Annotated in this window: 15 protein-coding genes and 2 tRNA genes; 10 read left to right on the top strand and 7 right to left on the bottom strand. The window is 26.5% G+C overall.

Annotation, left to right across the window (positions count from 1 at the left end; all coding sequences use genetic code 11):
- Positions 1–81 precede the first annotated feature (81 nt).
- Both addB and addA read left to right on the top strand, forming a co-directional pair.
- Complete coding sequence (gene addB, locus Q1K13_RS01570; protein WP_300347172.1) at positions 82–3,570, top strand: helicase-exonuclease AddAB subunit AddB; 3,489 nt, start codon at positions 82–84, stop codon at positions 3,568–3,570.
- The gene (gene addA / locus Q1K13_RS01565) at positions 3,560–7,366 is read left to right on the top strand and encodes a helicase-exonuclease AddAB subunit AddA (RefSeq protein ID WP_300347171.1); all 3,807 of its coding nucleotides are present in this window, start codon (positions 3,560–3,562) and stop codon (positions 7,364–7,366) included. The genes addB and addA overlap by 11 nt, the downstream gene beginning before the upstream one ends.
- Before the next feature lie 496 nt (positions 7,367–7,862).
- Here the strand turns inward: addA and Q1K13_RS01560 are convergent, their stop codons facing one another.
- A complete protein-coding gene (locus Q1K13_RS01560) occupies positions 7,863–9,131 on the bottom strand; it encodes a CCA tRNA nucleotidyltransferase (protein WP_300347169.1) in 1,269 nt (422 codons plus the stop codon).
- A gap of 117 nt (positions 9,132–9,248) precedes the next feature.
- Between Q1K13_RS01560 and Q1K13_RS01555 the strand changes: the two genes are divergently transcribed.
- A complete protein-coding gene (locus tag Q1K13_RS01555) occupies positions 9,249–10,232 on the top strand; it encodes a 3'-5' exoribonuclease YhaM family protein (protein WP_300347166.1) in 984 nt (327 codons plus the stop codon).
- Between the two features lie 166 nt (positions 10,233–10,398).
- Here the strand turns inward: Q1K13_RS01555 and Q1K13_RS01550 are convergent, their stop codons facing one another.
- The 3 genes from Q1K13_RS01550 to Q1K13_RS01540 form a co-directional block, all read right to left on the bottom strand.
- Positions 10,399–11,646 (bottom strand): alginate lyase family protein, encoded by a 1,248-nt coding sequence (locus Q1K13_RS01550; RefSeq protein ID WP_300347164.1) that lies wholly within the window; start codon positions 11,644–11,646, stop codon positions 10,399–10,401.
- Between the two features lie 204 nt (positions 11,647–11,850).
- On the bottom strand, positions 11,851–12,906 hold the full coding sequence (locus Q1K13_RS01545) for a DUF2776 family protein (protein WP_300347162.1): 1,056 nt from the start codon (positions 12,904–12,906) through the stop codon (positions 11,851–11,853).
- 338 nt (positions 12,907–13,244) lie between these two features.
- Positions 13,245–14,402: a L,D-transpeptidase gene (locus Q1K13_RS01540; protein ID WP_300347160.1), complete on the bottom strand. Its 1,158-nt coding sequence runs from the start codon at positions 14,400–14,402 to the stop codon at positions 13,245–13,247.
- 196 nt (positions 14,403–14,598) lie between these two features.
- Here Q1K13_RS01540 and pepT point away from each other — a divergent pair, with 196 nt between their 5' ends.
- Positions 14,599–15,819, top strand: a complete 1,221-nt coding sequence (gene pepT, locus Q1K13_RS01535) for a peptidase T (protein ID WP_300347158.1) — start codon at positions 14,599–14,601, stop codon at positions 15,817–15,819.
- A gap of 116 nt (positions 15,820–15,935) precedes the next feature.
- Here the strand turns inward: pepT and Q1K13_RS01530 are convergent, their stop codons facing one another.
- Positions 15,936–16,811 (bottom strand): DegV family protein, encoded by an 876-nt coding sequence (locus tag Q1K13_RS01530; RefSeq protein WP_300347156.1) that lies wholly within the window; start codon positions 16,809–16,811, stop codon positions 15,936–15,938.
- A gap of 175 nt (positions 16,812–16,986) precedes the next feature.
- On the opposite strand from Q1K13_RS01530, the gene Q1K13_RS01525 reads away from it, so the two are divergent.
- A tRNA-Arg gene (locus Q1K13_RS01525) sits at positions 16,987–17,063 on the top strand.
- A 45-nt stretch (positions 17,064–17,108) separates the two neighbouring features.
- Here Q1K13_RS01525 and Q1K13_RS01520 read toward each other — a convergent pair.
- Positions 17,109–17,318, bottom strand: coding sequence for a hypothetical protein (locus Q1K13_RS01520; protein WP_300347154.1), 210 nt, complete (start codon positions 17,316–17,318; stop codon positions 17,109–17,111).
- Between the two features lie 197 nt (positions 17,319–17,515).
- Between Q1K13_RS01520 and Q1K13_RS01515 the strand changes: the two genes are divergently transcribed.
- Entirely contained in the window at positions 17,516–18,673 is a 1,158-nt protein-coding gene (locus Q1K13_RS01515; RefSeq protein ID WP_300347153.1) for a Card1-like endonuclease domain-containing protein, read from the top strand.
- A 233-nt stretch (positions 18,674–18,906) separates the two neighbouring features.
- Here Q1K13_RS01515 and Q1K13_RS01510 read toward each other — a convergent pair whose 3' ends face one another.
- Complete coding sequence (locus Q1K13_RS01510) at positions 18,907–19,791, bottom strand: phosphatidylserine decarboxylase (RefSeq protein ID WP_300347151.1); 885 nt, start codon at positions 19,789–19,791, stop codon at positions 18,907–18,909.
- 234 nt (positions 19,792–20,025) lie between these two features.
- Here Q1K13_RS01510 and Q1K13_RS01505 point away from each other — a divergent pair, with 234 nt between their 5' ends.
- From Q1K13_RS01505 to Q1K13_RS01490, 4 genes are all read left to right on the top strand, one after another.
- Positions 20,026–20,595, top strand: coding sequence for a TetR/AcrR family transcriptional regulator (locus tag Q1K13_RS01505; RefSeq protein WP_300347149.1), 570 nt, complete (start codon positions 20,026–20,028; stop codon positions 20,593–20,595).
- Positions 20,596–20,649: 54 nt separating this feature from the next.
- A tRNA-Arg gene (locus Q1K13_RS01500) sits at positions 20,650–20,724 on the top strand.
- A gap of 76 nt (positions 20,725–20,800) precedes the next feature.
- Complete coding sequence (locus tag Q1K13_RS01495) at positions 20,801–21,355, top strand: hypothetical protein (RefSeq protein WP_300347147.1); 555 nt, start codon at positions 20,801–20,803, stop codon at positions 21,353–21,355.
- Positions 21,356–21,650: 295 nt separating this feature from the next.
- Positions 21,651–21,840: CNNM domain-containing protein (locus Q1K13_RS01490; RefSeq protein WP_300347145.1), on the top strand; the 190-nt coding region annotated here is incomplete at its 3' end.

The raw sequence follows: 21,840 nt of genomic DNA, 5'->3' as shown, positions 1-21,840 counted from the left end.
AAGGGTAAAATAAGTATAAAATGTTATTATAAACGATGATAATTTGGCAATATATAAATAAGATTTCAAGGAGTTGAAGCCATGGGATTAAGAATAGTTTATGGGAGAGCTGGTACTGGGAAAAGTACCTTTTGTATAAATCAAATTAAGAGGAAAATAGAGAATTCTCCAAAGAATAAATTGCTTTTAATTGTACCTGAACAATTTACTTTCCAAACTGAAAATAGGATGTTAGAAGCAATTGGAGAAAAATATGTTTTAAATGCTGAAGTTTTGAGTTTTAAAAGACTTGCTTATAAGGTATTTAATGAATGTGGTGGAATAACTAAGAATATTATGAGTGATGCAGGAAAAAGTATGCTATTATTTAAGGTTTTAGAGGATTTATCTGATAATATGACCATATTTAAAAGTGCTTCTAAGCAAAAAGGATTTATAGATATAGCTTCAAAAACAATAACTGAGTTTAAAAAATATAATGTGAATAATGAGGTTTTAGATTTAACTTTAGATCAGATTGAAGAACCTAATTTAAAGATGAAGATGGAAGAATTAAAGGATATTTTTAATGAGTTTAATTCAAAATTACATGAAGGTCATATTGATGGGGAAGATCAATTACTTCTTTTAGATGAAAAGTTAGATGATTGTTGTATTTATGATGATACTGAGATTTGGATTGATGAATTCACTACTTTTACACCTAGTCAGTTAAGTGTAATTTCAAAATTACTTAAAAAGGCTAGAAGAGTAAACATAACTTTATCTTTAGATGACACTAAGGCATATAAAGGAGAAAGTGATCTTTTTGGTGCAACTAAAAATACTGAGAAAAGATTAATAAGATTAATTGAAGAAGAAGGATTACCTTTTGATGGATACATAAATTTAAATGAAGATGTGCCTTATAGATTTAAAGAAAATGAGGAATTTAAACACATAGAAAGACAATTATATGCTTATCCATTTGAAGAATATAGAGGAAAAAATGAAAGTGTAAGACTTTATAAAGCAAATAATAATTATGATGAAGTTGAATTTGTAGCTAAAGACATTTTAAGATTAGTCAGAGAAAAAGAGTATAGATTTAAGGATATTTCAATTATATGTAGAAATGTAGATTCCTATGAGAAGGTTGTTTCAGTAATATTTGATGAATATGAAATACCTTATTATATAGATAAAAAGATTGATATAGCAAGCAATCCTCTTATTGTATTTATAAATTCTGCTGTAGATATAATAAGTAAGAATTGGACATATGAAAATGTATTTAAATATCTTAAAACTGGCCTTATAAGAGAGTTTTATGAAAGAAATTATGAGGAAGAAAATAATAATCTTTTAGATGAACTTGAGAATTATGTTTTAGCTTATGGAATTAAGGGAAAGAAATGGATGGAAGAATGGACTAATTATAGTTCTAATATTTTAAAAGAAGAGGAATTAAGCGAAGAAAACAAGCAAGCTTTAAATAGATTAAATGATATAAGAGAGGCTATAGTTACTCCACTTCAAGAGTTTGCAGAAGAATGTGGTGGAAAAAAAACACTTAAAGAATTTGCCATATTATTGTATGAGTTTTTAGATAATAAACTAGGTGTTATGGATACAATAGATGATTATGTTGACTTCTTTAAGGAAAGAGATTTACAAACAAAAGCTAAGGAGTATTCAGAGGTTAGAGACATATTCATAAATGTTTTAGAACAGGCAGTAGATGTTTTAGGTGAAGAAAAAATGGACTTAACTGAATTTATGAAAGTTCTAAATGTTGGCTTATCTAAATACGAAATGGGATTAATTCCTGTGGCACTAGATCAAGTAAATATAGGTGATATTACTAGAATAAAAAGTAGGGGTGCAAAGGCACTTTATATTATAGGAGTTAATGATGGGGTACTACCTTCCGCTAATAAGGAAGAAGGTATTCTTTCTGATAATGATAGAGAAATTTTACTTGAAAAAGGGGTAGCCTTAGCTTCTGATACTAAAACAAAGGTTTTTGAGGAACAATTTTTAGTTTATACAGCCTTTACTATTGCTTCTGATTATTTAGTTGTAACATATCCTTTAGCTGATTTTGAAGGCAAATCTCAAAGACCTTCTATTATAGTTCATAGACTTAAGAAAATTCTTCCTAATGTTAAGGAAGAGAGTGAAGGATTTAAGGTTATAAGAGATGAATATGAGAAGGTTTCTGCTAAAAATCCTACTTTAAATGAGCTTATGATTGCAATGAGAAAGAATCAAGATGACATTAAGGTTGAGGAGTATTGGAATACCGTTTATAAGTGGTTTTTAGAGAATTCAAAATGGAAAGAAAAAATAGAGTATGTTAAAAAAGGACTTGAATATTCAAATGCTTCTAAGAATATTTCAAAGGAGAAAGCAAAGGCACTTTATGAAGATTCTAATAGTAAAATTTCTTTAAGTGTTTCAAGGCTTGAAAAATATGCTCAATGTCCTTTTGCTTATTATATTCAATATGGACTAAAGGCTAAGGATAGAAAAATATATGAATTCACTGCCCCTGACCTTGGAAGCTTCATGCATGAAATATTAGATGAGTTTACTAATGAAGTTAAGGAACAAGGCTTAAAGTGGAGTGATTTAAATCATGAAAAATGTAGGGGAATCATAAATGAATTAGTTGATGAACAGGTTAAAAATAATAAATCATCAATTTTAAATAGTTCAAAGAGATATTCATATTTTACAGATAGATTTAAAAGAATAATTACTAAATCAGTTATGGTAATAACTGAACAAATGAAGAGAAGTGATTTTGAAGTTTATAAAAACGAATTAGCTTTTGGATTTAATAAGGATGTTGATTCTATAAAACTTGATTTACCATCAGGGGAAAGCTTTTTCCTAAATGGGAGAATAGATAGGGTTGATAAATTAAATTTAGAGGGAGAAACATATTTAAGAGTTATAGACTACAAAACAGGGGCAAGAAAGTTTGATTTAAATAAATTTTATAATGGATTACAAATGCAACTTCTTGTTTATTTAGATGCTTTAATAAATAATTCAAAGAATATAGTGGAAGCCCAGGCTATGCCAGGCGCAATTTTATACTTTAGAATAGATGATCCTATATTAAAATCAAAGGGTGATTTAACTTATGAGGAAATAAAAGAGGAAATATTAAAAGAATTAAAATTAGATGGACTTTTACTAAATGATCTTAAGGTTGTTAAGGCTATGGATAAGGACTTAGAGCCTGGAACACATTCCTTAATAATACCTGCAAATATAAAAAAAGCTGGGGATTTAGGGAAAAATAAGGCTTTAATAACTATGGAACAATTTGAACTTCTAAGAAAATATGTAAATGAAAAGATGGTTGAAATTTGCCAAGATATGATTGATGGAAAGATAGACATAGAACCTTGTAAGGAAAATAAAAATACAGTTTGTGAATACTGTAGTTACTCTCATATATGCCAATTCGATTCTAGTTTAGAGGAGAATAAATATAAGGTTATCTCAAAGAAAAAAGATGAAGAGTTATGGAAAAGTATATATGAAAAAGTAGGGGGTGAAGTATATGGGGACTAAATGGACTGATGAACAAAAATTAGCTATTAATACTAGAAAATGCAACCTTTTAGTAGCTGCGGCAGCTGGCTCTGGAAAAACTGCTGTACTTGTTGAAAGAATAATAAATATGATAACAGATGGAGAAAATCCTGTTGATATAGATAAATTATTAGTTGTTACATTTACTAATGCGGCAGCTTCTGAGATGAGAGAGAGAATAGGCGATGCTATATCAAAGGCCTTAGAAGAAGATCCAAGTTCTGAAATTCTTCAAAGACAGTTAGCTTTATTAAATAGAGCTAGCATTACCACAATGCATTCATTTTGTTTAGAAGTTATAAAAAATAATTTTCATCTTATAGATTTAGATCCTGGTTTTAGAATTGGAGATGAAACTGAGTGTGAGCTTATAAAACAAGATATTTTAGCAGATCTTTTTGAGGATATGTATGCAAAGAAAGATAAATGTTTCTTAGATCTTGTAGAAGCTTATGGTGGAAATAAAAGTGATGATAATTTAAATAGCTTAGTTCTTAAGGTTTATAGATTTATAATGAGTGGTCCTTGGCCAGAAAACTGGCTTAAAGAAAAGGTTGAAGAGTTTAATATTAATTCAGTAAGTGAACTTGAAAATAAATTATGGATTAAGGTTTTAAAGGAAAGTATAAGTTTAGATTTAGACAGTGCTTATTCACTTCTTAATAATTCTAAAGAAATTGCTGAATTAGGGGGTGGATTAGAACCTTATTTACTTAATATAAATCCAGAGCTAGAACAAGTTGAAAAACTTATAAATGCATTAGCTGAGGGAATAGTATCATTTTATAATTCACTTTGCCAAGTTTCATTTGGAAGACTTAAATCTATTAGAAAAACTAGTGTAGATGATGAAAAAGCCTTAGCAAAAACTAAGAATTTAAGGGATGAAAGTAAGAAGATAATTGAAAATTTAAGAGATAAAGTTTTTCAAACTTCTTTAGATGAAGCTGTTTTAGGAATGCAAAAAATGTATCCTATTATGAAATGTTTAAGTGAATTAGTAATTGAGTTTTCAAATAGATATAGAGATAAGAAGAGGGAAAAAGATATTTTAGATTTTAATGACCTTGAACACTTATGTTTAGATATTTTAATAAACAAAGATGAAGAGGGAAATATAACTCCTTCACAAGTTGCTTTAGAATTTAAAGATAAGTTTGAAGAGGTACTAGTTGATGAATATCAAGATAGTAATACAATTCAAGAAACAATTGTAGGAATGGTTTCAAGAAGAGATATGGAGAATCCTAATGTATTCATGGTTGGAGATGTAAAACAGAGTATATATAAATTCAGACAGGCAAATCCTGAGTTATTCTTAGAAAAATATAATACTTATAGTGAAGAAGAATCTTTAAGCAGAAAAATAATGCTTTATAAAAACTTTAGAAGTAGAAAAGAAGTAATTCATGGAGTAAACTATATATTCAAAACATTAATGAGTAATGTGGTTGGTGAGCTTGAATATGATGAAAAAGAGGCATTAAATTTAGGGGCTACTTATAAGGAAATAAGTGAAGAAACTGTGGAAGAAAGCTATATTGATAATCTAGGAAGTTTAGAATGTGCAGGAGATATAGAACTACATATTTTAAATAAGGCAGGAAGCTCTGACTCTGAAAAAGAATATGATGAAGAGGAAAGTGAAGAAGAGGAAGAAGATTTAGATGCTATACAGTTAGAAGCTAGAATCATAGGAAAGAGGATTAATGAACTTATGAATCCTTATAATGGAAAGTCATATATGGTTTTTGATAAGGACTTAGGAAAGTATAGAAAGGTTAAATTTAAAGATATTGTAATTTTATTAAGAGCAACTAAAAATTGGTCTGAAACCTTTGTTGATGAACTTGGAACCATGGGAATACCAGTTTATGCAGACACAGGAACAGGATATTTTAAAACTATTGAGATAAGAACAATAATGGCTTTATTACACATAATAGATAATCCTATGCAAGATATATATGTATTATCAGCTTTACGTTCTCCTATTTTCTCATTTACATCAGATGAGTTTGCAGATTTAAGACTTCTTTGTAAGGATAAATATTTTTATGAAATAGTTAAGGATGTTGTAGTTGGAGAGTTTGATGGAAGAATAGAAGAGGAATTAAAGAATAAATGCGTTTATTTCTTTGAAGCCTTAAAAAGATGGAGAGAAAAAGCTTTATATACACCTATTGATGAGTTTATATGGTATTTATACTCTGATACTTCTTATTATGGGTATGTTGGAACTATGCCAAATGGAGTACAAAGACAGGCTAATCTTAGAATTTTATTCCAAAGGGCTAAACAGTTTGAATCAACAAGTTTTAAAGGGTTGTTTAACTTTATAAACTTTATAAATAAACTTAAAAAATCATCAGGGGATATGGGAAGTGCTAAGATACTTGGTGAAAATGAAGATGTAGTTAGAATTATGAGTATTCATAAGAGTAAAGGCCTTGAGTTTCCTGTTGTTATCTTAGGAGGAACAGGAAAGCAGTTTAATAAGATGGATTTAAGAGAGGATATTCTTTTACATGAAAACTTAGGTATAGGAACAAACTGCATAGATGTAGAAAAGAGAATAAAATATGATACTCTTCAAAAACAAGCTATTAAGAAAAAATATGAGTTAGAAGTATTGTCAGAAGAAATGAGAATACTTTATGTTGCATTTACGAGAGCTAAGGAAAAACTAATAATTACAGGGGCTCTTTCTAATTTAGAAAAATCATGTGAGAATTGGTGTAAGGCAGGTTTAGGGTCTAATGAAAATAATATAAATCCATCTAATGTTATGAAAGGAAAAAGCTATTTAGATTGGATTGGAATGGCTTTATCAAAGCATAAGGATGGAGATGGTATAAGAAATATTGGAGATGTAGATATAATAATAAATTCAGATGACTCATCACATTGGAAGTTTAAATATTGGGAAAGAAATGAGCTTTTAAGCAAAAATGAAGAGGTAGTAGAAAAACTACACATAGATATGTTTGATGATAATGGGTGGATTACTTCAAAAAATGAAATTAAAGATAATATAGTTATTAGAAATAGACTTGGATTTAAATATAAATATGTTGAGTCATGTAATACACCTTCAAATATTTCTGTAACAGAGCTTAAGAGAGCTGAACAAGAGAAAGAAATAAGAGAAGTTGAATTTAATATTTTAGATGAAGAGAGTAAAAGTAAAGAAAAGATAAAAAGAAAACCTAAATTCATGGAAGAGAAAAAAGAGGAATTTAGTGGGGCTAAAAAAGGTACTATAACACACTTTGCTATGCAGCATATAGACTTAGATAAGGTAACATATATTAACGAAATAAAGGAACAGGTTGAACTTATGGTTCAAAAGGAACTTTTAACTGAGGAAGAAAGTAAAGTAGTTAATGTATTTAAGATACAAAAATTCTTTAAAAGTGACTTAGGAAAGAGAATGTTAAATGCTTATAAATCAGGTAGAAAGGTTTATAGAGAATTACCATTCATTACTGATATACCTAGTATAAGAATAAATAAGGAACTTAATCCTAAAGTCTATGGAGAGGAAAAGCTTAGATTGCAGGGTATAATAGATGCCTTCTTTGAAGAGGAAGATGGATATGTTCTTTTAGACTATAAAACTGATTATATTCCTGAAGGGGAAGAAGATAGGTTATTAGAAAAATATAAAATTCAAATAGATTTATACTCTGAAACTTTAAGTAAGATTTTAGGTGAAGAAATAAAAGAGGCATATATTTATTCATTCTATCTTGAGAAAGATATTAAGATTTAAGGCTCTGTTTTAATAGAGTGTTGATTTTAGCTATCCCTTCAGACCTACTTAATTTTGCAGAGAGTTTCTATTGAATATTCCAGAATAATAGCTAAAGCGAAGAAACTCCCATTGGTCAAACAACTTCGCTTCTTAACGCTATTATTCTTCCATATTCAATGAAACTCTAAACTGCTTATTAAGATGGTCAAAAAGTTATATCTAAAATCAACACTAGTTTAAAACAGAGCTAAATTTAAAAATAACGGGCATGTATCAAAATAACTTTTTATAAAACTTACAAATAATATGAAGAGAATATCTAGATGAGCTTTAGAATTTAAATTATTACGTAGAAAATATCACCTTAAAAAGCTTAGAGTGCTTAAAGCGTAGCAAGTTTCTAAGCTTTAGTGATATTTTCGTAGTAATGATTATAAATTCTTAGCAAAATCTAGTGATTCTAGGAATATATTTGCAAGTTTTATTATTATATTTTGATACAGCCACGTTATTTTTATTTATAAGAAGAAAATTGCTTACTAAGATTTAATAAGTTTTCTTTTGTATTTAATTCTGGAGTTTGAAGTACATTTTCTAATAAGAAATTAAGTGTTATACCAATATCTTTACCTGGTTTAAAACCTAATTCATTAATTAAATCAGAGCCAGTTAAGGATAAGTCTTTTATTGATATAGGCTCACCAGATTCTAAAATATCATGAATCCTATCTTTTAGAATATCTATGTATTCAGTATCAAATTCATCCATATATAATAAGTATCCTTTTTCTAGGTCTAATAAATCAAAAATATTTTCCTTACCAACTTCGTTAATAAGCATTTTTAATTTTTTTCTTGTCATAATTGGAGAAAGTTTATTTAAGTTTTCTATTAAGTTACAAGAGTTATTTATTGTATTATTATCATATTTAAGTTTCTTTAATATGATTCTTCCTTTTTCAGAGGCATTTTCTGAATTATAAACCTTGTGAAATAAACCTGCTAATCTTACAGGAAGTTTATTTGGTAAGATATTTAATAATTCATAAGAATCATGAACATCATCATAAGAATCATAGCAGTTTACACATTTAAGTGATTTAAACTCCTTAACTAAAATATCTGAGAAGCCTAATTTTCTAAGGAGCATAAGTCCTTTATCTGGATTTGGGCTTAAAATTATTTTAGTAAATTCACTTTGTATTCTTTCCATGCTTATATTTTTAATTAACTTAAAGTTTCTTTTTATAGATTTTAAGGTTTCCTCTTCTATTTTAAAGTTTAATTGACAGCTAAATCTAATGGCTCTAAGCATTCTTAAGGCATCTTCAGAGAATCTTTTATCTGGTTCTCCTACACATTTAATTAAATTTCTCTCTAAATCGTCTTTTCCGTGGAAATAATCTTTAAAACCTAGAGTTTTATTATAAGCCATAGCATTTATAGTAAAATCTCTTCTTGATAAATCTTCTTCTATGTTAGAAACAAACTTTACATCCTTTGGTTTTCTGTTATCTTCATATTCTCCATCAACTCTATATGTAGTTACTTCATATGGTTTTTGGTTTATTAAAACAGTTACTGTGCCATGTTTTATTCCAGTAGGAATTGTTTTTTGAAATAATTCCTCTATTTTTTCTGGTAAAGCATTTGTTGTAATATCATAATCTTGTGGATTTTTGTTAAGCAAAGCATCTCTTACACACCCTCCAACTATGAAGGCTTCAAAGCCATTTTCGCTTAACTTGTCTAAGATATATTGAACATCATTAGGTAATTTCATAATTTATATCCTCCCTATAGGTTATTTTAACAAGTAATATAAATTTTAGCTATAAAATAAAGGGTTATTTGTTTACAAAAACTAATAATATGTAATAATTAAAATAGAGATTAATAGATGGAAAGAAAGGAAAAACTTATGGAAATACCAATTAAAAAAATAGGTGAATTTGTTAAAGGGGAAAGAGTCGGAGGTTTTTTTCTTTTAAAATCAGTTACTGAAAAAACTACTAATTCTAATGGGAAAAAGTACTTAGATTTAGTTTTAAGTGATAAAACAGGAGATATACTAGGAAAAGTTTGGGAAGTAAAACCTGAACATGAAAATTTAAAAGCTAACAAAATTTTTTATATTATAGGAACTGTTAATAGTTGGCAAGGAACACTTCAATTAAAAGTAGAAAAATTTAGAGAAACTACTGAAGAAGATAATATAAATGTAGATGACTATGTAAAGAGTGCTCCTTATAGTGGAGAAGATATGTTTTGTGAGGTTTTAGAAGTTGTTGAAGAGATGAACAATGAAGATATTAAAAACATATTAAAGAGAATTTTAGATATTAACATGGATAAACTTCTTTATTATCCAGCTGCAAAATCAAATCATCACTCAATAAAAGGTGGACTTTTATACCATATAACAACAATGCTTAAATTAGCAGATAACATATGTGGAATTTATGATTTCTTAAATAAAGATTTAGTTTATGGGGGAGTAATACTTCATGATATAGCTAAGTTAAAAGAAATGTCTTCTAATGAACTGGGAATAGTTGATGAATACACATTAGAAGGAACTTTATTAGGGCATATAACTCAAGGAATAAAAGAAATTGAGGTTATAGGAAGAGAAGTAAATGCAGATAAAAAAATAATAATGCTTCTTCAACATATGGTTTTATCTCATCATTACGAGGCAGAGTATGGAAGCCCTATTAAACCACTTATACCAGAGGCTGAGATGCTTCATTACTTAGATGTTATGGATGCTAGAATGTATGATATGAAAAAAGCTATGAATGAAACTAAGGAAAATGAATTCTCAGAAAGAATATGGTCTTTAGACAGTAGAAGAATTTATAATCATGGCATTTCAGATTAGAAAGGCATGTGGTGGAATATATTTATTTTATTAAAATGTTTATAAGTAGTAGTAAAAAAACAGCTTAACTTTTTATTAAGCTGTTTTTTGCTACTTTTTGTTTTAAAGCAATTAAATTTGGTTAATTATCTTTTTAAAAAATATATTTTTAGTTAAATTATTAGTTTTAAATACTATTATATTTTTCAATAACTTTTGAATATTGTTTATTTTTATAGTACATATTAGCAAGTTTTAAGTAAGTTATAAATTTTTTATTACCTGTTTCATTTATATTTTTGCCTGATATATTTTTATAATTCCATTTTGTTTTACCTGCTAGATAATTTGTAACATAATTAAGAGCTTTTTTTATACTTCCACCATTTTCAGATTTATAATCCCATATGTTTAAACCATACTTCTGTCCAAGGTTTGCAAGTGTTATAAATGCTTCTAAATTATATTCTGTGTAATCTAAAGATTTTGTTCTAACAAGTGCAGATGGAATTTTACCACTTGATTGTATTTGTGGATTTATTGCATCAGGGCCAACAGTTTTTAAAATATCTATGGCCATTTTACGATTACCTGCATAATCATAAAAAGTAGCAAGTTCTGCATCAAGCCAAGTGCCATGGTTATTAATTCTAAGTTTATCTATGTTACCACCATTTGCATCTAATAACCAATTTGAAAATTTATTAAACCAAGATTTTAGTTTATAACTTTCAGAACTATTAATAGAATTTCCAAGTAAATTTAAATCATTAACAACATTTATAAGTGGAACACTAGAAATCATAGATGAACCTGTAAAAATAACTTTTCCACTTTTTGTTTTAAATATTTCTGCATACTTCATATTTGGATTCATTTTCGTACTAGGATCTATAAACCAAACTTTTAATAATTTACTTGCCACATTAGAATATTTAGTATCTCCAGTTAGTTTATATGCTATAGAAAGTTTATCTAGATACATAATAAATTTATTTAATCTTACGCTATCAAAGGTATTATTATTTAATCTTTCAGGATTATCAACACCATCTTTTACAATATATTTATTTGGATTTTTTGAATTCTCCCATAAATAAGGAGCCATAGATATATAATCGTTTTTTGTTTCTCCACTAACTATAAGGTTTGTTTTATTTATAACTGTAGGGATTGATTTTATATTTAAAATTTTATTTGCTTTTTCAATTATTTTATTTTTTTGTTTTTCTGATAAATTTTGTACCATCATATCACTATATGAAATATAATCTTTTGTTATTTTTGAATTTGGAATTTCATTATTATTTTCAGTTTTTATGGAGGATAATTCATATTGGTTTTTATTTCTATATTTCATATGAGGGTAAATCATAAATCCACCTATTAATATAAAAATACAAGTTAATACTATTATAAACCTTTTCATTTTCATTACCTTTCATCTTAAAAATTATATCTTTTTAATTTTGATTTGTTATGTAAGTACATTTTATTAATATATTATACTTATTACTTATAATTAAAGTTAGTTTTCATGGTGAACTTATTAATTTAGGCTCTACATCATAAATATTATGAAGTAGAGCCTCTTGAAATTTTATTTTAAAATTAAAAGTTTTACAGAATAATTAAATACTTACTTAGATGTACCACTTTCTAAAATTGATACAATTGAAAATAAAGTGAAACATATTGCTCCTAAAGCCACTAATACGTGTGCTGGAACAAAATATGATATATTAACTAATTCAGCTTCTGATAAGTATGCAGATAAAAATAAACATGTTAAAGCTGTTATTATTGGTATCATTGGAATTCTTTTTGCTAATTTACTCTCTCTTCTCCAAACAGAAGCTAATAATAAAACTTTACTAGATATACTATAGCAAACTAAGCCTAATCCTATTAATACATATCCAGGAGCTATAAAAGCTGGGTTTTTACTAATTATAAGTATTAATATACCTAGAATAAAATCAATAGAACCAAAAATTAATACTAAAATAGACCATTTCCAACGTTCTTTATTAGTAAATTTATTTTGTATCTGTCTTTCTACACTTGCAACTAATGATATTAAACTTCCACAAATTAAAGATATTCCAAAAAGAACAAATCCAGCAATTAAATGATCTGTTTTATTTGTATGGCTTAATAAATAAAAAGAATATAATATTCCTACACTAGTGCATGTTATTGGTATAGCAAGAAGAAATTTTGCGAAATTATCACTAAAAGCTCCTTTAGGAGTTTCTCCTTCTTTTAAATTTTTACTATTGTATGGTATAAGTAAGAATTTTGTTGATGATAAAGCTACTGTTGAAACACAGGCTGATATCAAACCAATTCCAAAGGCTATATTACCTGATACAAAATAAGGAGGTATGCTGTTATATTTATATGCAAAGTATATTCCTCCTATCATAGATATGAATGCACATGTATAGCCTATAGCTGGTAAAACAACTTTATAGACTGAATTATATTTATTTATTAATTGTCTTATAATAGTTGCCGCTGTAGTAAATAAAGCTATACATATAGCAGTTAAGAATAATATTACATGACTAGCTACTATATAACCAGCGCCTAATCTATCTCCTAATGAGTTGATATAAAATCCATAAGTAAGACATATCATACCCATAAGAAGTGGTATAGCTCTAAATAATATACTTATGTAGTAATTCATAATTAACTGTCGCAAAAATAATTAAAAATTATAAATTTTTTTAGATTTATAATTTTAATTGGCAACAGTTTTCACCACCTTTCATTTATTTGATATTTTATTTGTAGTTGTTTAGAATATTAAAAATTTATAATAATTAGTAATGTTTTTATATATTTATGATAACTTAAAATTAACAAAAAGTTAATAATTTTTTAGTAAATATTAACTTTTATAGATTAATGTCATAAAACCTCTTGGATTTATTCTTAATGTAGTTCAAAGAGGTTAAAATTTTTATATTTTTTTAGGATAAAATAAAAGAGTGTCGACAAAGTCGACACTCTAAATAGTTATTTTTAATATATTATTATCTTAGATCCATTTTGAACATTATCGTAAAGCCATTTTGCATCATCAACTGCAAGTCTTATACAGCCATGTGAAGCTGGCTCTCCAAGTGTTGGGTCTGATACTGTAGTTTTATCAGAATCAAAAGGTATAGAATGGAATAGGTAGTTACCCATAAATTGAACATAATATTTACCACCTTGACCATACTTAGGTGAGAAGAACCAAGGAGCTCTATTTTGAACTTTGAATACTCCAACAGGAGTTTCTTTTCCTTCAATACCGGTTGAAGAAATTAGAGTTTTTTCTAACTTCCAATTATTCTTTGAACCTTTATACACATAAGTTTTTTGATCTTGTATATTTACAAAAACCAAGTGATTAGTTTCACTACTAATATCAAGAGTATTTATCTTTTCTGGTGTTATTTTATTATAGTAAGCAATAACTGGGGCGGTTTTAGCTGTAGCCTTTTCTATATTCTCCTTACTATAATTTTCTAAATGTGTTAATCTAAGCTTTTCTAATTCTTCTTTTTTACTTTTTAGTAAAGAATCTTCTGGTGAATTTTTTAAGGCAGTATTTAGGTATTCAATCCCTTTTGAATATTTCTTATTAGCTATATATTCATCAACTTTTTTTAGAAGAGGGTTTCTGATTTCTAGTAAACACTCTTTTTCTTGTTTTACTGCATCTGTTTTTAAGTCAGATAAAACACTTACACTTCTAAATTTATTTAAGGCTTCAGTTGGATTACCATTTTTCAAAAGTGATATTCCATTATCATAAGCTTTCTTTGACATTTTTATTGTAGGAAGAGTTTCCATAAATTCTTTAACTTCTTTGTTTGCTGAATTTATGGAAAGCAGACCATTTAATTCTTCTAAAGTTTTTTCTTCACTTAATTTACCAGAGTTATATTCATTCTTTATTGAAGAAAGTTTGTTTAATATAACCTCATTAGATGATTCATTAAATGATTTTTTTAAAATAGCATTATTAATACCATCTTTATAAGTTGTTAATGCTGAGTTAAAATCATCTTTTTCTAGAGCTTGACTAAAATTATTTAAGTTCTTTTTATAAGAAAAAGTAAAATAGCCAAATAAGGAAACAAAAAGTAGTAGTACTATTGATACGGTTATTACAATTTTTTGTTTTTTCATGCATTTACCTCTATATAAATTTAAAATATACATTAATGATATCCAAATATACTAACATTAAACATTATAAAGGATTTTTTTGTATACATACAATAAGGAGTATTGTATTTTTTTTACCAAACAGTCATAATATTAATATAAAACGATATCTTAATAAAATATTAACAATTAAGCAGCTAAAAAGGTGGTGTAAAACATGAAAAAAGTTCATGAAAGATTTTTAGAATATGTAAAAGTTGATAGTAAGTCAGATGAAACAACAAGAGTTACTCCAAGTACTAAGGGACAATTAGAATTAGGAAAAATTCTTGCTGAAGAATTAAAGAATATTGGAGTAGATGAAGTTAAAATTAGTGAATATGGATATGTTTATGCAACATTAAAATCTAATTGTGATAAAGATATTCCTAAAATAGGATTTATCTCACATATGGATACAGCACCAGATATGAGTGGAAAAGATGTTAATCCTAAGTTAGTTGAAAACTATGATGGAAAAGAAATTGAATTAGGAAATGGATTTGTTTTATCACCTAAATTTTCACCAGAGCTTCCAATGTATAAAGGGGAAACTTTAATAACTACTGATGGAACAACTCTTTTAGGGGCTGATGATAAGGCTGGAATTGCTGAAATTATGACTGCTGTAGAATATTTAGTAAATCATCCAGAAATAAAGCACGGAGATATTAAAATAGGATTCACTCCAGATGAAGAGATTGGAGAAGGTGCAGATCATTTTGATGTTGAAGAATTTGGGGCTGATTTTGCTTATACTTTAGATGGTGGAAGAAGAGGAGAATTAGAATATGAAAACTTCAATGCAGCCGGTGCTAAGGTTGAAGTTACAGGTAAAAACGTACATCCAGGAAGTGCAAAAGGAAAAATGATAAATTCAATCCTTGTTGCTCATGAATTTGTTGGAATGTTACCTTTAGATGAGGTTCCAGAAAAAACAGAAGGATATGAGGGATTCTCTCATTTAATGGATATAAAAGGAACAGTTGAAAAAACTGATTTAGCTTTCATAATAAGAGATTTTGACAAAGAAGGTTTTGAGAATAGAAAAGCTAGATTTACTGAAATTGCTGAAGAGTTAAATAAAAAATATGGTGAAGGAACTATCATATTAACATTAAAAGATCAATATAAGAATATGAAAGAAATGGTTGAGCCACAAATACACATAGTTGAAACAGCAGAGAAGGCTATGAAAGAATGTGGAATAGAACCAATCAAGAAACCAATTAGAGGTGGTACTGATGGTGCGAGATTATCATTTATGGGATTACCAACACCAAACATATTTACTGGGGGAGAGAATTTCCATGGGAGATTTGAATATATTTCAATTCAATCAATGGAAAAAGCTGTTGAAGTTATATTAAACATAGTAAAAATATATTCTGAAAAATAATCTGAAATTTTTATAAAAAAATCCAGGTTGCCTAAGGCAACCTGGATTAATTTAATTAATAATATATTTTAATTAAATTTTATAGAAATCTCTATCTTATAAAATTAATAAATAATTTAAGGTTCTTTAGTATCACCTAAGAAGAATAAAGCTAAAGTACCTATTCCAGTATGAGAGCCTATTACAATTCCTATATAATCTATAATTATTTCTTTTACATTATACTTTTCTTTTATCATTTCAGCTAATTTTTCAGCATCTTCAATACAATCACTATGTGCTATAAAAATAGTTTGTTCTTCTGGATTAACAATATGTTTATCTAAAAGTTCATATAAATTTTTGATAGCTCTTTTTCTTCCTTTTGCTTTAGAGAAATTATGAAGTTCACCTTTATCATTTGTGTATAACATTGGCTTTATATTTAATAAACTACCAATAGCTGCTGCTGTAGGAGAAATTCTTCCACCTCTTTTAAGATGATCAAGATTATCAACAGTGAAAAAATGACAAGTTTTATTTTTGTTTTCTTCAACCCAATTAGAAATCTCTTCTAAAGATTTTCCCTCTTTTCTCATTTTAGCAGCATAATAAACTATTAAACCTTGCCCTAAGCAGGCTGCTCTAGTATCTATTATTTCAATCTTAGCCTCAGGATATTGTTCAAGCAATTCATTACGAGCTATAAGTGAACTATTATAAGTTCCACTTAATGCTGATGAAAAAGCAAGATATAAAATTGCAATTCCTTTTTTCACGTATTCTTCAAAATATTCTACAAATTTGAATGAATTTATTTGGCTTGTTGAAGGCATTGCTCCTTCTTTTAATTTGTTATAAAATTCTTTGGAAGTAAGTTCACTATTAATATCATCTATATATTCTTTATTATTTATATTGCATATAAGTCCTAATTCTTTTATTTCTAAATCAATAATAATATTTTTTGGCAAATCACAAGCTGAATCTGTTAAAATAATAAAATTATCCAAATTTAAAGTCCTCCTTTTCTTAAATGTTCTTATATTAACTAAGTATAAAGCTTAATATAAAAAATATCTAGCTTATAAATTATTATTATAAATACTAATAAAAATATGTCTTTGGTAATAATATGAAATAACTTGATTTATTAAATCATATATGATATTATTATTCTGTTATTATGCGGTAGTAGCTCAGCTGGATAGAGTAGTCGGCTACGAACCGATTGGTCGGGGGTTCGAATCCTCTCTGCCGCACCAATACCAAGGGTTACAAGATTTTTGTAGCCCTTATTTTTTTATTACTTAAATATTTATTGATCTTAATTTGTATTTTGGAGCTAAATTTCTTTTATTTGATAATATGTATATATGTCCTTTAGATTCAAGATTATTTAAAGATTCAAGTAGTTCTGAAATTGTAAATTTAAGGGTTAGTAAATCAATAATAGTATGTTCTTTTCTAGGATTTTCCTTTAAATATGATAAAATTTTTTCCTCTTTTTTGTTTAGCATAGGTACTCCTTTTAAAAAATATTTTTAAAAATTATATTATATGAAAACCAATTACACAATGCGATTAATAAAATTAAACAATAAATTAATTTATAGAATAAAATACTTTTCTTAGGTAAAAATATTTCTAAATACTTTTTTATAAATGACAGAGAATCTCTAAAGAGAGCTAAATAACTGGCTAAAGGTGAAGTATTATGGATTATGATTTTATAATTACAATTTTAGATGAACATAATGAAGCAAGCATTCTTTTAACGGAGAAAATAAGACCTAAGGAAATTTTATATTTATATAAAAAGGATGAGGAACTTAAGGTTCTAAATTCACTAAGACAATTTTATTTTAATAAATTTCCAAATTGTTTTTTTAGAAGTGAAAAGCTAGATAAAAATAATTTTCTAAGTTTTGAGAAAGTTATTAAAGAGGGAAATAATAAAAATACTGCAATATGCCTAAATCAAGGAAATAAAAAAGATATTTTAATTATGTACACTTTAGCTTTGAAATATAAAATAGATGGATTTTTTATTGATATTCCTATGGAAGAACTTTTTAAGTTTAATTTAGATGAAATTCACTGTGATAAATGCAATTTCGTTGATTTAGATGTTGAGGATATTATAAATAGTATTGGGGCATCTATAATTTTGGATTCTACAGAGTTTTCAGAGATTAATATCATAGAGAAAATGACTAATTATATAGCAAACAATTTAGATTTATGGGAAAAGTATAGAGGAAGATTAAGTGATAACAGTGTTTTTATCCACAATTATTCTAATCCTAAGTGTATAAAGGTTGATAAGGAACTTTTAAATGAGGATGAAAAAAAACTTTTAGATAAGATACTAAGTTTTTTAGAGAATAATAATCAAATTAAATTAAAATATGAAGAGGGATATTTAAAAGTTATATTTTTAAATGAATTTATAAAAGGATTTATCTTTAAAAGTGGAACTTGGCTTGAGGTTTTAACTAAAAATATTATAGAGGAAATAAGAAGTGTTGATGATATAAAAAGTGGGGTATTATTTCTTTGGAATGACAAGGAATCTAGAGTTAAGAATGAGTTAGATGTAGTTGCTATAAAAGATTCTGTTTTAATATGTGTTTCTTGTAAGGATTCTAAAAAATATGATGAGGTTGCATTAAATGAATTAAATGTTTATTCTGAACAGCTTGGTGGAGAAAATGTTATAAAAATTTTAGTAGCAACTAAGGAACCTATTAAATCCTCTGTTATGAAGAGAGCTAAGGAAATGAATATTAACCTAGTAATCTTTAATGGCAATAAAGAAGAGTTTAAAAATCAACTAGAAAAAATAATAAATATTAATTCTAGGGATAAATAAAAAAAGTTAGGATAGAATAAAAATAAATTCTCCTATAATCTTATTTAATTAATTTAAGATACGTTTAATTAATTAAATATTATTATCTTAAAACCACTCATATTTTTAGTATGAGTGGTTTTTAATGTAGAATAAATATAAGTTTATATTTATTATGGTTATTATTAATATAAATAGAAATTTAAATATAAAGCTATTCTAAAACAATACTTTTGGCTTTATTAAAAAGTGGTTTAATTATGGCCTATAGTTTCACCCATATTAACTTTTGTTTCAAAACCTAATTTAGTTTGCTTAATTATATCAGAGTCTATTTTTACAGCATTCTTTTTAAAGAATAATATTGTGGTGGATCCACCAAATTTAAAGTAACCTTTTTCTTCACCTTTTAAAACTCTTTTTCCAGGAGTATAAGTTTGAAGAATTGTTCCAACACAGGTTGCACCAACCTCTACATGAAGTATATCTCCAAAATTTTCTGACTTAAATAAAGACCACTCTCTTTTATTTTTACAAAAAAGTTCTTTTACATTGCTTAAGGCAATTGGGTTTACTGAATAGTATGCACCAGAAATTTTCTTTGTTTCTCCACAAATTCCATTATCAACAAAGTGGAATCTATGATAATCAGTAGGGCAAAGTCTTAATATAAGGCAAGTTCCACCTTCAAATTCATTAGCAACATTTGAATCAGATATTAACTCTTTTAAAGAATATGTAAATCCTTTTACTTGAACAAGTTTATTAAGATTTATGTTTTCAAATGCAGATAATCTTCCATCACCAGGAGAAACTAAAATATTCTTATTTAAATCAATAGGTCTAGCTTTATCAGTTAATTTTCTTGCAAAGAAATCATTAAAGTTATTAAAATCAGAAATTCCTTTTTGACAAAGGGACATATCAATATTAAATTCATCTACAAATTGTTTAATTTTTTTCTTACTACGTGAAGAGTCACAATAGTTTCCATAAAGTTTTGAGAAAACTTTTTTCTTTACAAACAATTCAGTAAAGCTTTTTCCTATAGGAGATGAATAAGACCATTTTATATATTTAAGTCCTGCCACCTGTTCAGTGTCATAAGTTTTAGTTTTTCTATTGTACACTTTTATCATAAAATTACTTTCTCCTAAATAAGTTTTTTAAATCATATATCTATTATTATATATATAAAATCTCATTGTAAACAAAATAATTACAAAATACAAAGCAAAGATATAAAATTAATATTTTGGGTGATAATTAATAAAAATTAATATTAAGTTTAATGGTTTTTAGAATAGGTAGTTCAAAAAATCATTTTGTTATATAATTAAATTGCTAATAGAGAAAGGGTGGAGGGATTAGTTTTGAGTAAAACAAAAAAAGCTATTTTTGAAGCGGCTATAAATGTTTTTGCTACTTCTGGATATAATGGATCAACAGTAGATGAGATAGCATCAAAAGCTAATTTGGCTAAAGGAACTCTTTATTATAATTTTAATAGTAAAGAGGATATTTTTAATTTTGTGGTAGAAAATGGTGTTAAGATTTGGAATGATAAATTAAAAGAGATAGAGCAATCAAAGAAAGAACCTATAGATAAAATAAAAAATTTATGTGGAATGCAATTTAAATTACTTTATGATAATAAATCATTCTTTAAACTTGTCATAAGTCAATTATGGGGTAAAGAAACAAGACAAGATGAATTAAGAAATAAAATAAGTGAATATATAGGCGGTATTGAAAGAATACTAAATGAGGCAATGGTGAAAAAACAAATAAGAGAATGTGATACCTCACTATTAGCTCATAGCTTATTTGGAAGTCTTTTATCAGCATCATTATATGAATTAAGTGTAGATAAAGAATTAGATGTAGATAGAATTATAGAAGAACTCACAAAAAATACATTAAGAGGTATAGTAATTAAATAAGTTTTATTGACATATATTAGTTAAAGAGTTAAAATTATAATAAAATTTTAATAAGTCTCCATAGTTCAATGGATAGAACAATCCCCTCCTAAGGGATAAATGTAGGTTCGATTCCTACTGGGGATACCACTTCTTTAGTGGAAATGGCTTAATCACTTGGATTAAGCCATTTTTTACACTAAAAATTTAATTATAAGGAGTATTCATGAAAAAGAAATTACTTATTATTAATTGTATTATGTTGTTTTTAACAATAATAGTGTATAAGATTTCTGAATATATACTTAATTTAAATAATTTAGCATTTTTAAATTGGGTTAATTTTGTATTTATATGTATTTTTACTATATTATTATTTTTAATTTTAATTCAAATAATTGTTTTTTTACATAAGCTTATATGGAAGAGTGGGACAAAGACATCTACAAGGATTTTATGTAGACTTGGAATTTTATTCATAGTTTTAATTATAGGTATTTATATATTCTTTGGATTTATTTTATATGTATTTACTAATAAACCTGAGCATATTTTAGAGAAAGATGGTAAAAAGATAATAGCTAGTGTTGATAGCTTTTTTGAGGTTAGAGTACAATACTATGATTATATAAATCCGTTTGTAAGAGGAAATAAAATAAGAATAGAAGAGGATTATGGTGATGGTGGATATGATCCATTTGATTTAAATGAAAAAATAATACCTAAAAGAATTACATACTACAATGATAGTGGCGATGTAATTAATGAGATAGAAAAATAAAAAATAATTTATTGATTAAATCGAAAGGATAAGATTAAATTTCTTATCCTTTTATTAGTTTTATAAGAATATATTATATAAATAAAGTCAATAATATTAATTTAGAGTATAGATTATTTAAACTTCAGGGATATAGCTAAAATCAATACTCTCTTAAAACAGAACCAAACTTAAATAATAAGAAATAAAAAATAGAATGTATTTAAAATTTTTAAAGATTATTATTTATTATGAAATTTTTGTATAATATAATAATATATAAATAAAAAAATAAAAGGATATAGGAGGGGTTTTTTTGGACCCATTTACGTTTCAGATTATGCTTCTTATAATCTTGTTAATATTATCAGGATTTTTTTCAGCATCAGAAACAGCTTTAATGTCTTTAAGTAAAATTAGAATTAGGCATATGGTAGATGAGGGAATTAAGGGAGCAAAATTATTAGAAAAATTATTGGAAGATCCTAATAAATTATTAGGAGGCA

It is taken from the genome of Clostridium sp., assembly GCF_029267215.1.
GTDB lineage: Bacteria > Bacillota > Clostridia > Clostridiales > Clostridiaceae > Sarcina.
This window is presented reverse-complemented; position numbering and strand designations above follow the sequence as displayed.

What these genes read in the sequence shown, in the direction of transcription:
- Q1K13_RS01515 (WP_300347153.1), top strand. Translation starts at nt 17,516, where the DNA reads ATGGATTATGATTTTATAATTACAATTTTAGATGAACATAATGAAGCA.
- Q1K13_RS01510 (WP_300347151.1), bottom strand. Translation starts at nt 19,791, where the DNA reads ATGATAAAAGTGTACAATAGAAAAACTAAAACTTATGACACTGAACAG.
- Q1K13_RS01555 (WP_300347166.1), top strand. Translation starts at nt 9,249, where the DNA reads ATGGAAAGAAAGGAAAAACTTATGGAAATACCAATTAAAAAAATAGGT.
- Q1K13_RS01550 (WP_300347164.1), bottom strand. Translation starts at nt 11,646, where the DNA reads ATGAAAATGAAAAGGTTTATAATAGTATTAACTTGTATTTTTATATTA.
- Q1K13_RS01520 (WP_300347154.1), bottom strand. Translation starts at nt 17,318, where the DNA reads ATGCTAAACAAAAAAGAGGAAAAAATTTTATCATATTTAAAGGAAAAT.
- pepT (WP_300347158.1), top strand. Translation starts at nt 14,599, where the DNA reads ATGAAAAAAGTTCATGAAAGATTTTTAGAATATGTAAAAGTTGATAGT.
- addB (WP_300347172.1), top strand. Translation starts at nt 82, where the DNA reads ATGGGATTAAGAATAGTTTATGGGAGAGCTGGTACTGGGAAAAGTACC.
- Q1K13_RS01540 (WP_300347160.1), bottom strand. Translation starts at nt 14,402, where the DNA reads ATGAAAAAACAAAAAATTGTAATAACCGTATCAATAGTACTACTACTT.
- Q1K13_RS01545 (WP_300347162.1), bottom strand. Translation starts at nt 12,906, where the DNA reads ATGAATTACTACATAAGTATATTATTTAGAGCTATACCACTTCTTATG.
- Q1K13_RS01560 (WP_300347169.1), bottom strand. Translation starts at nt 9,131, where the DNA reads ATGAAATTACCTAATGATGTTCAATATATCTTAGACAAGTTAAGCGAA.
- Q1K13_RS01495 (WP_300347147.1), top strand. Translation starts at nt 20,801, where the DNA reads ATGAAAAAGAAATTACTTATTATTAATTGTATTATGTTGTTTTTAACA.
- addA (WP_300347171.1), top strand. Translation starts at nt 3,560, where the DNA reads ATGGGGACTAAATGGACTGATGAACAAAAATTAGCTATTAATACTAGA.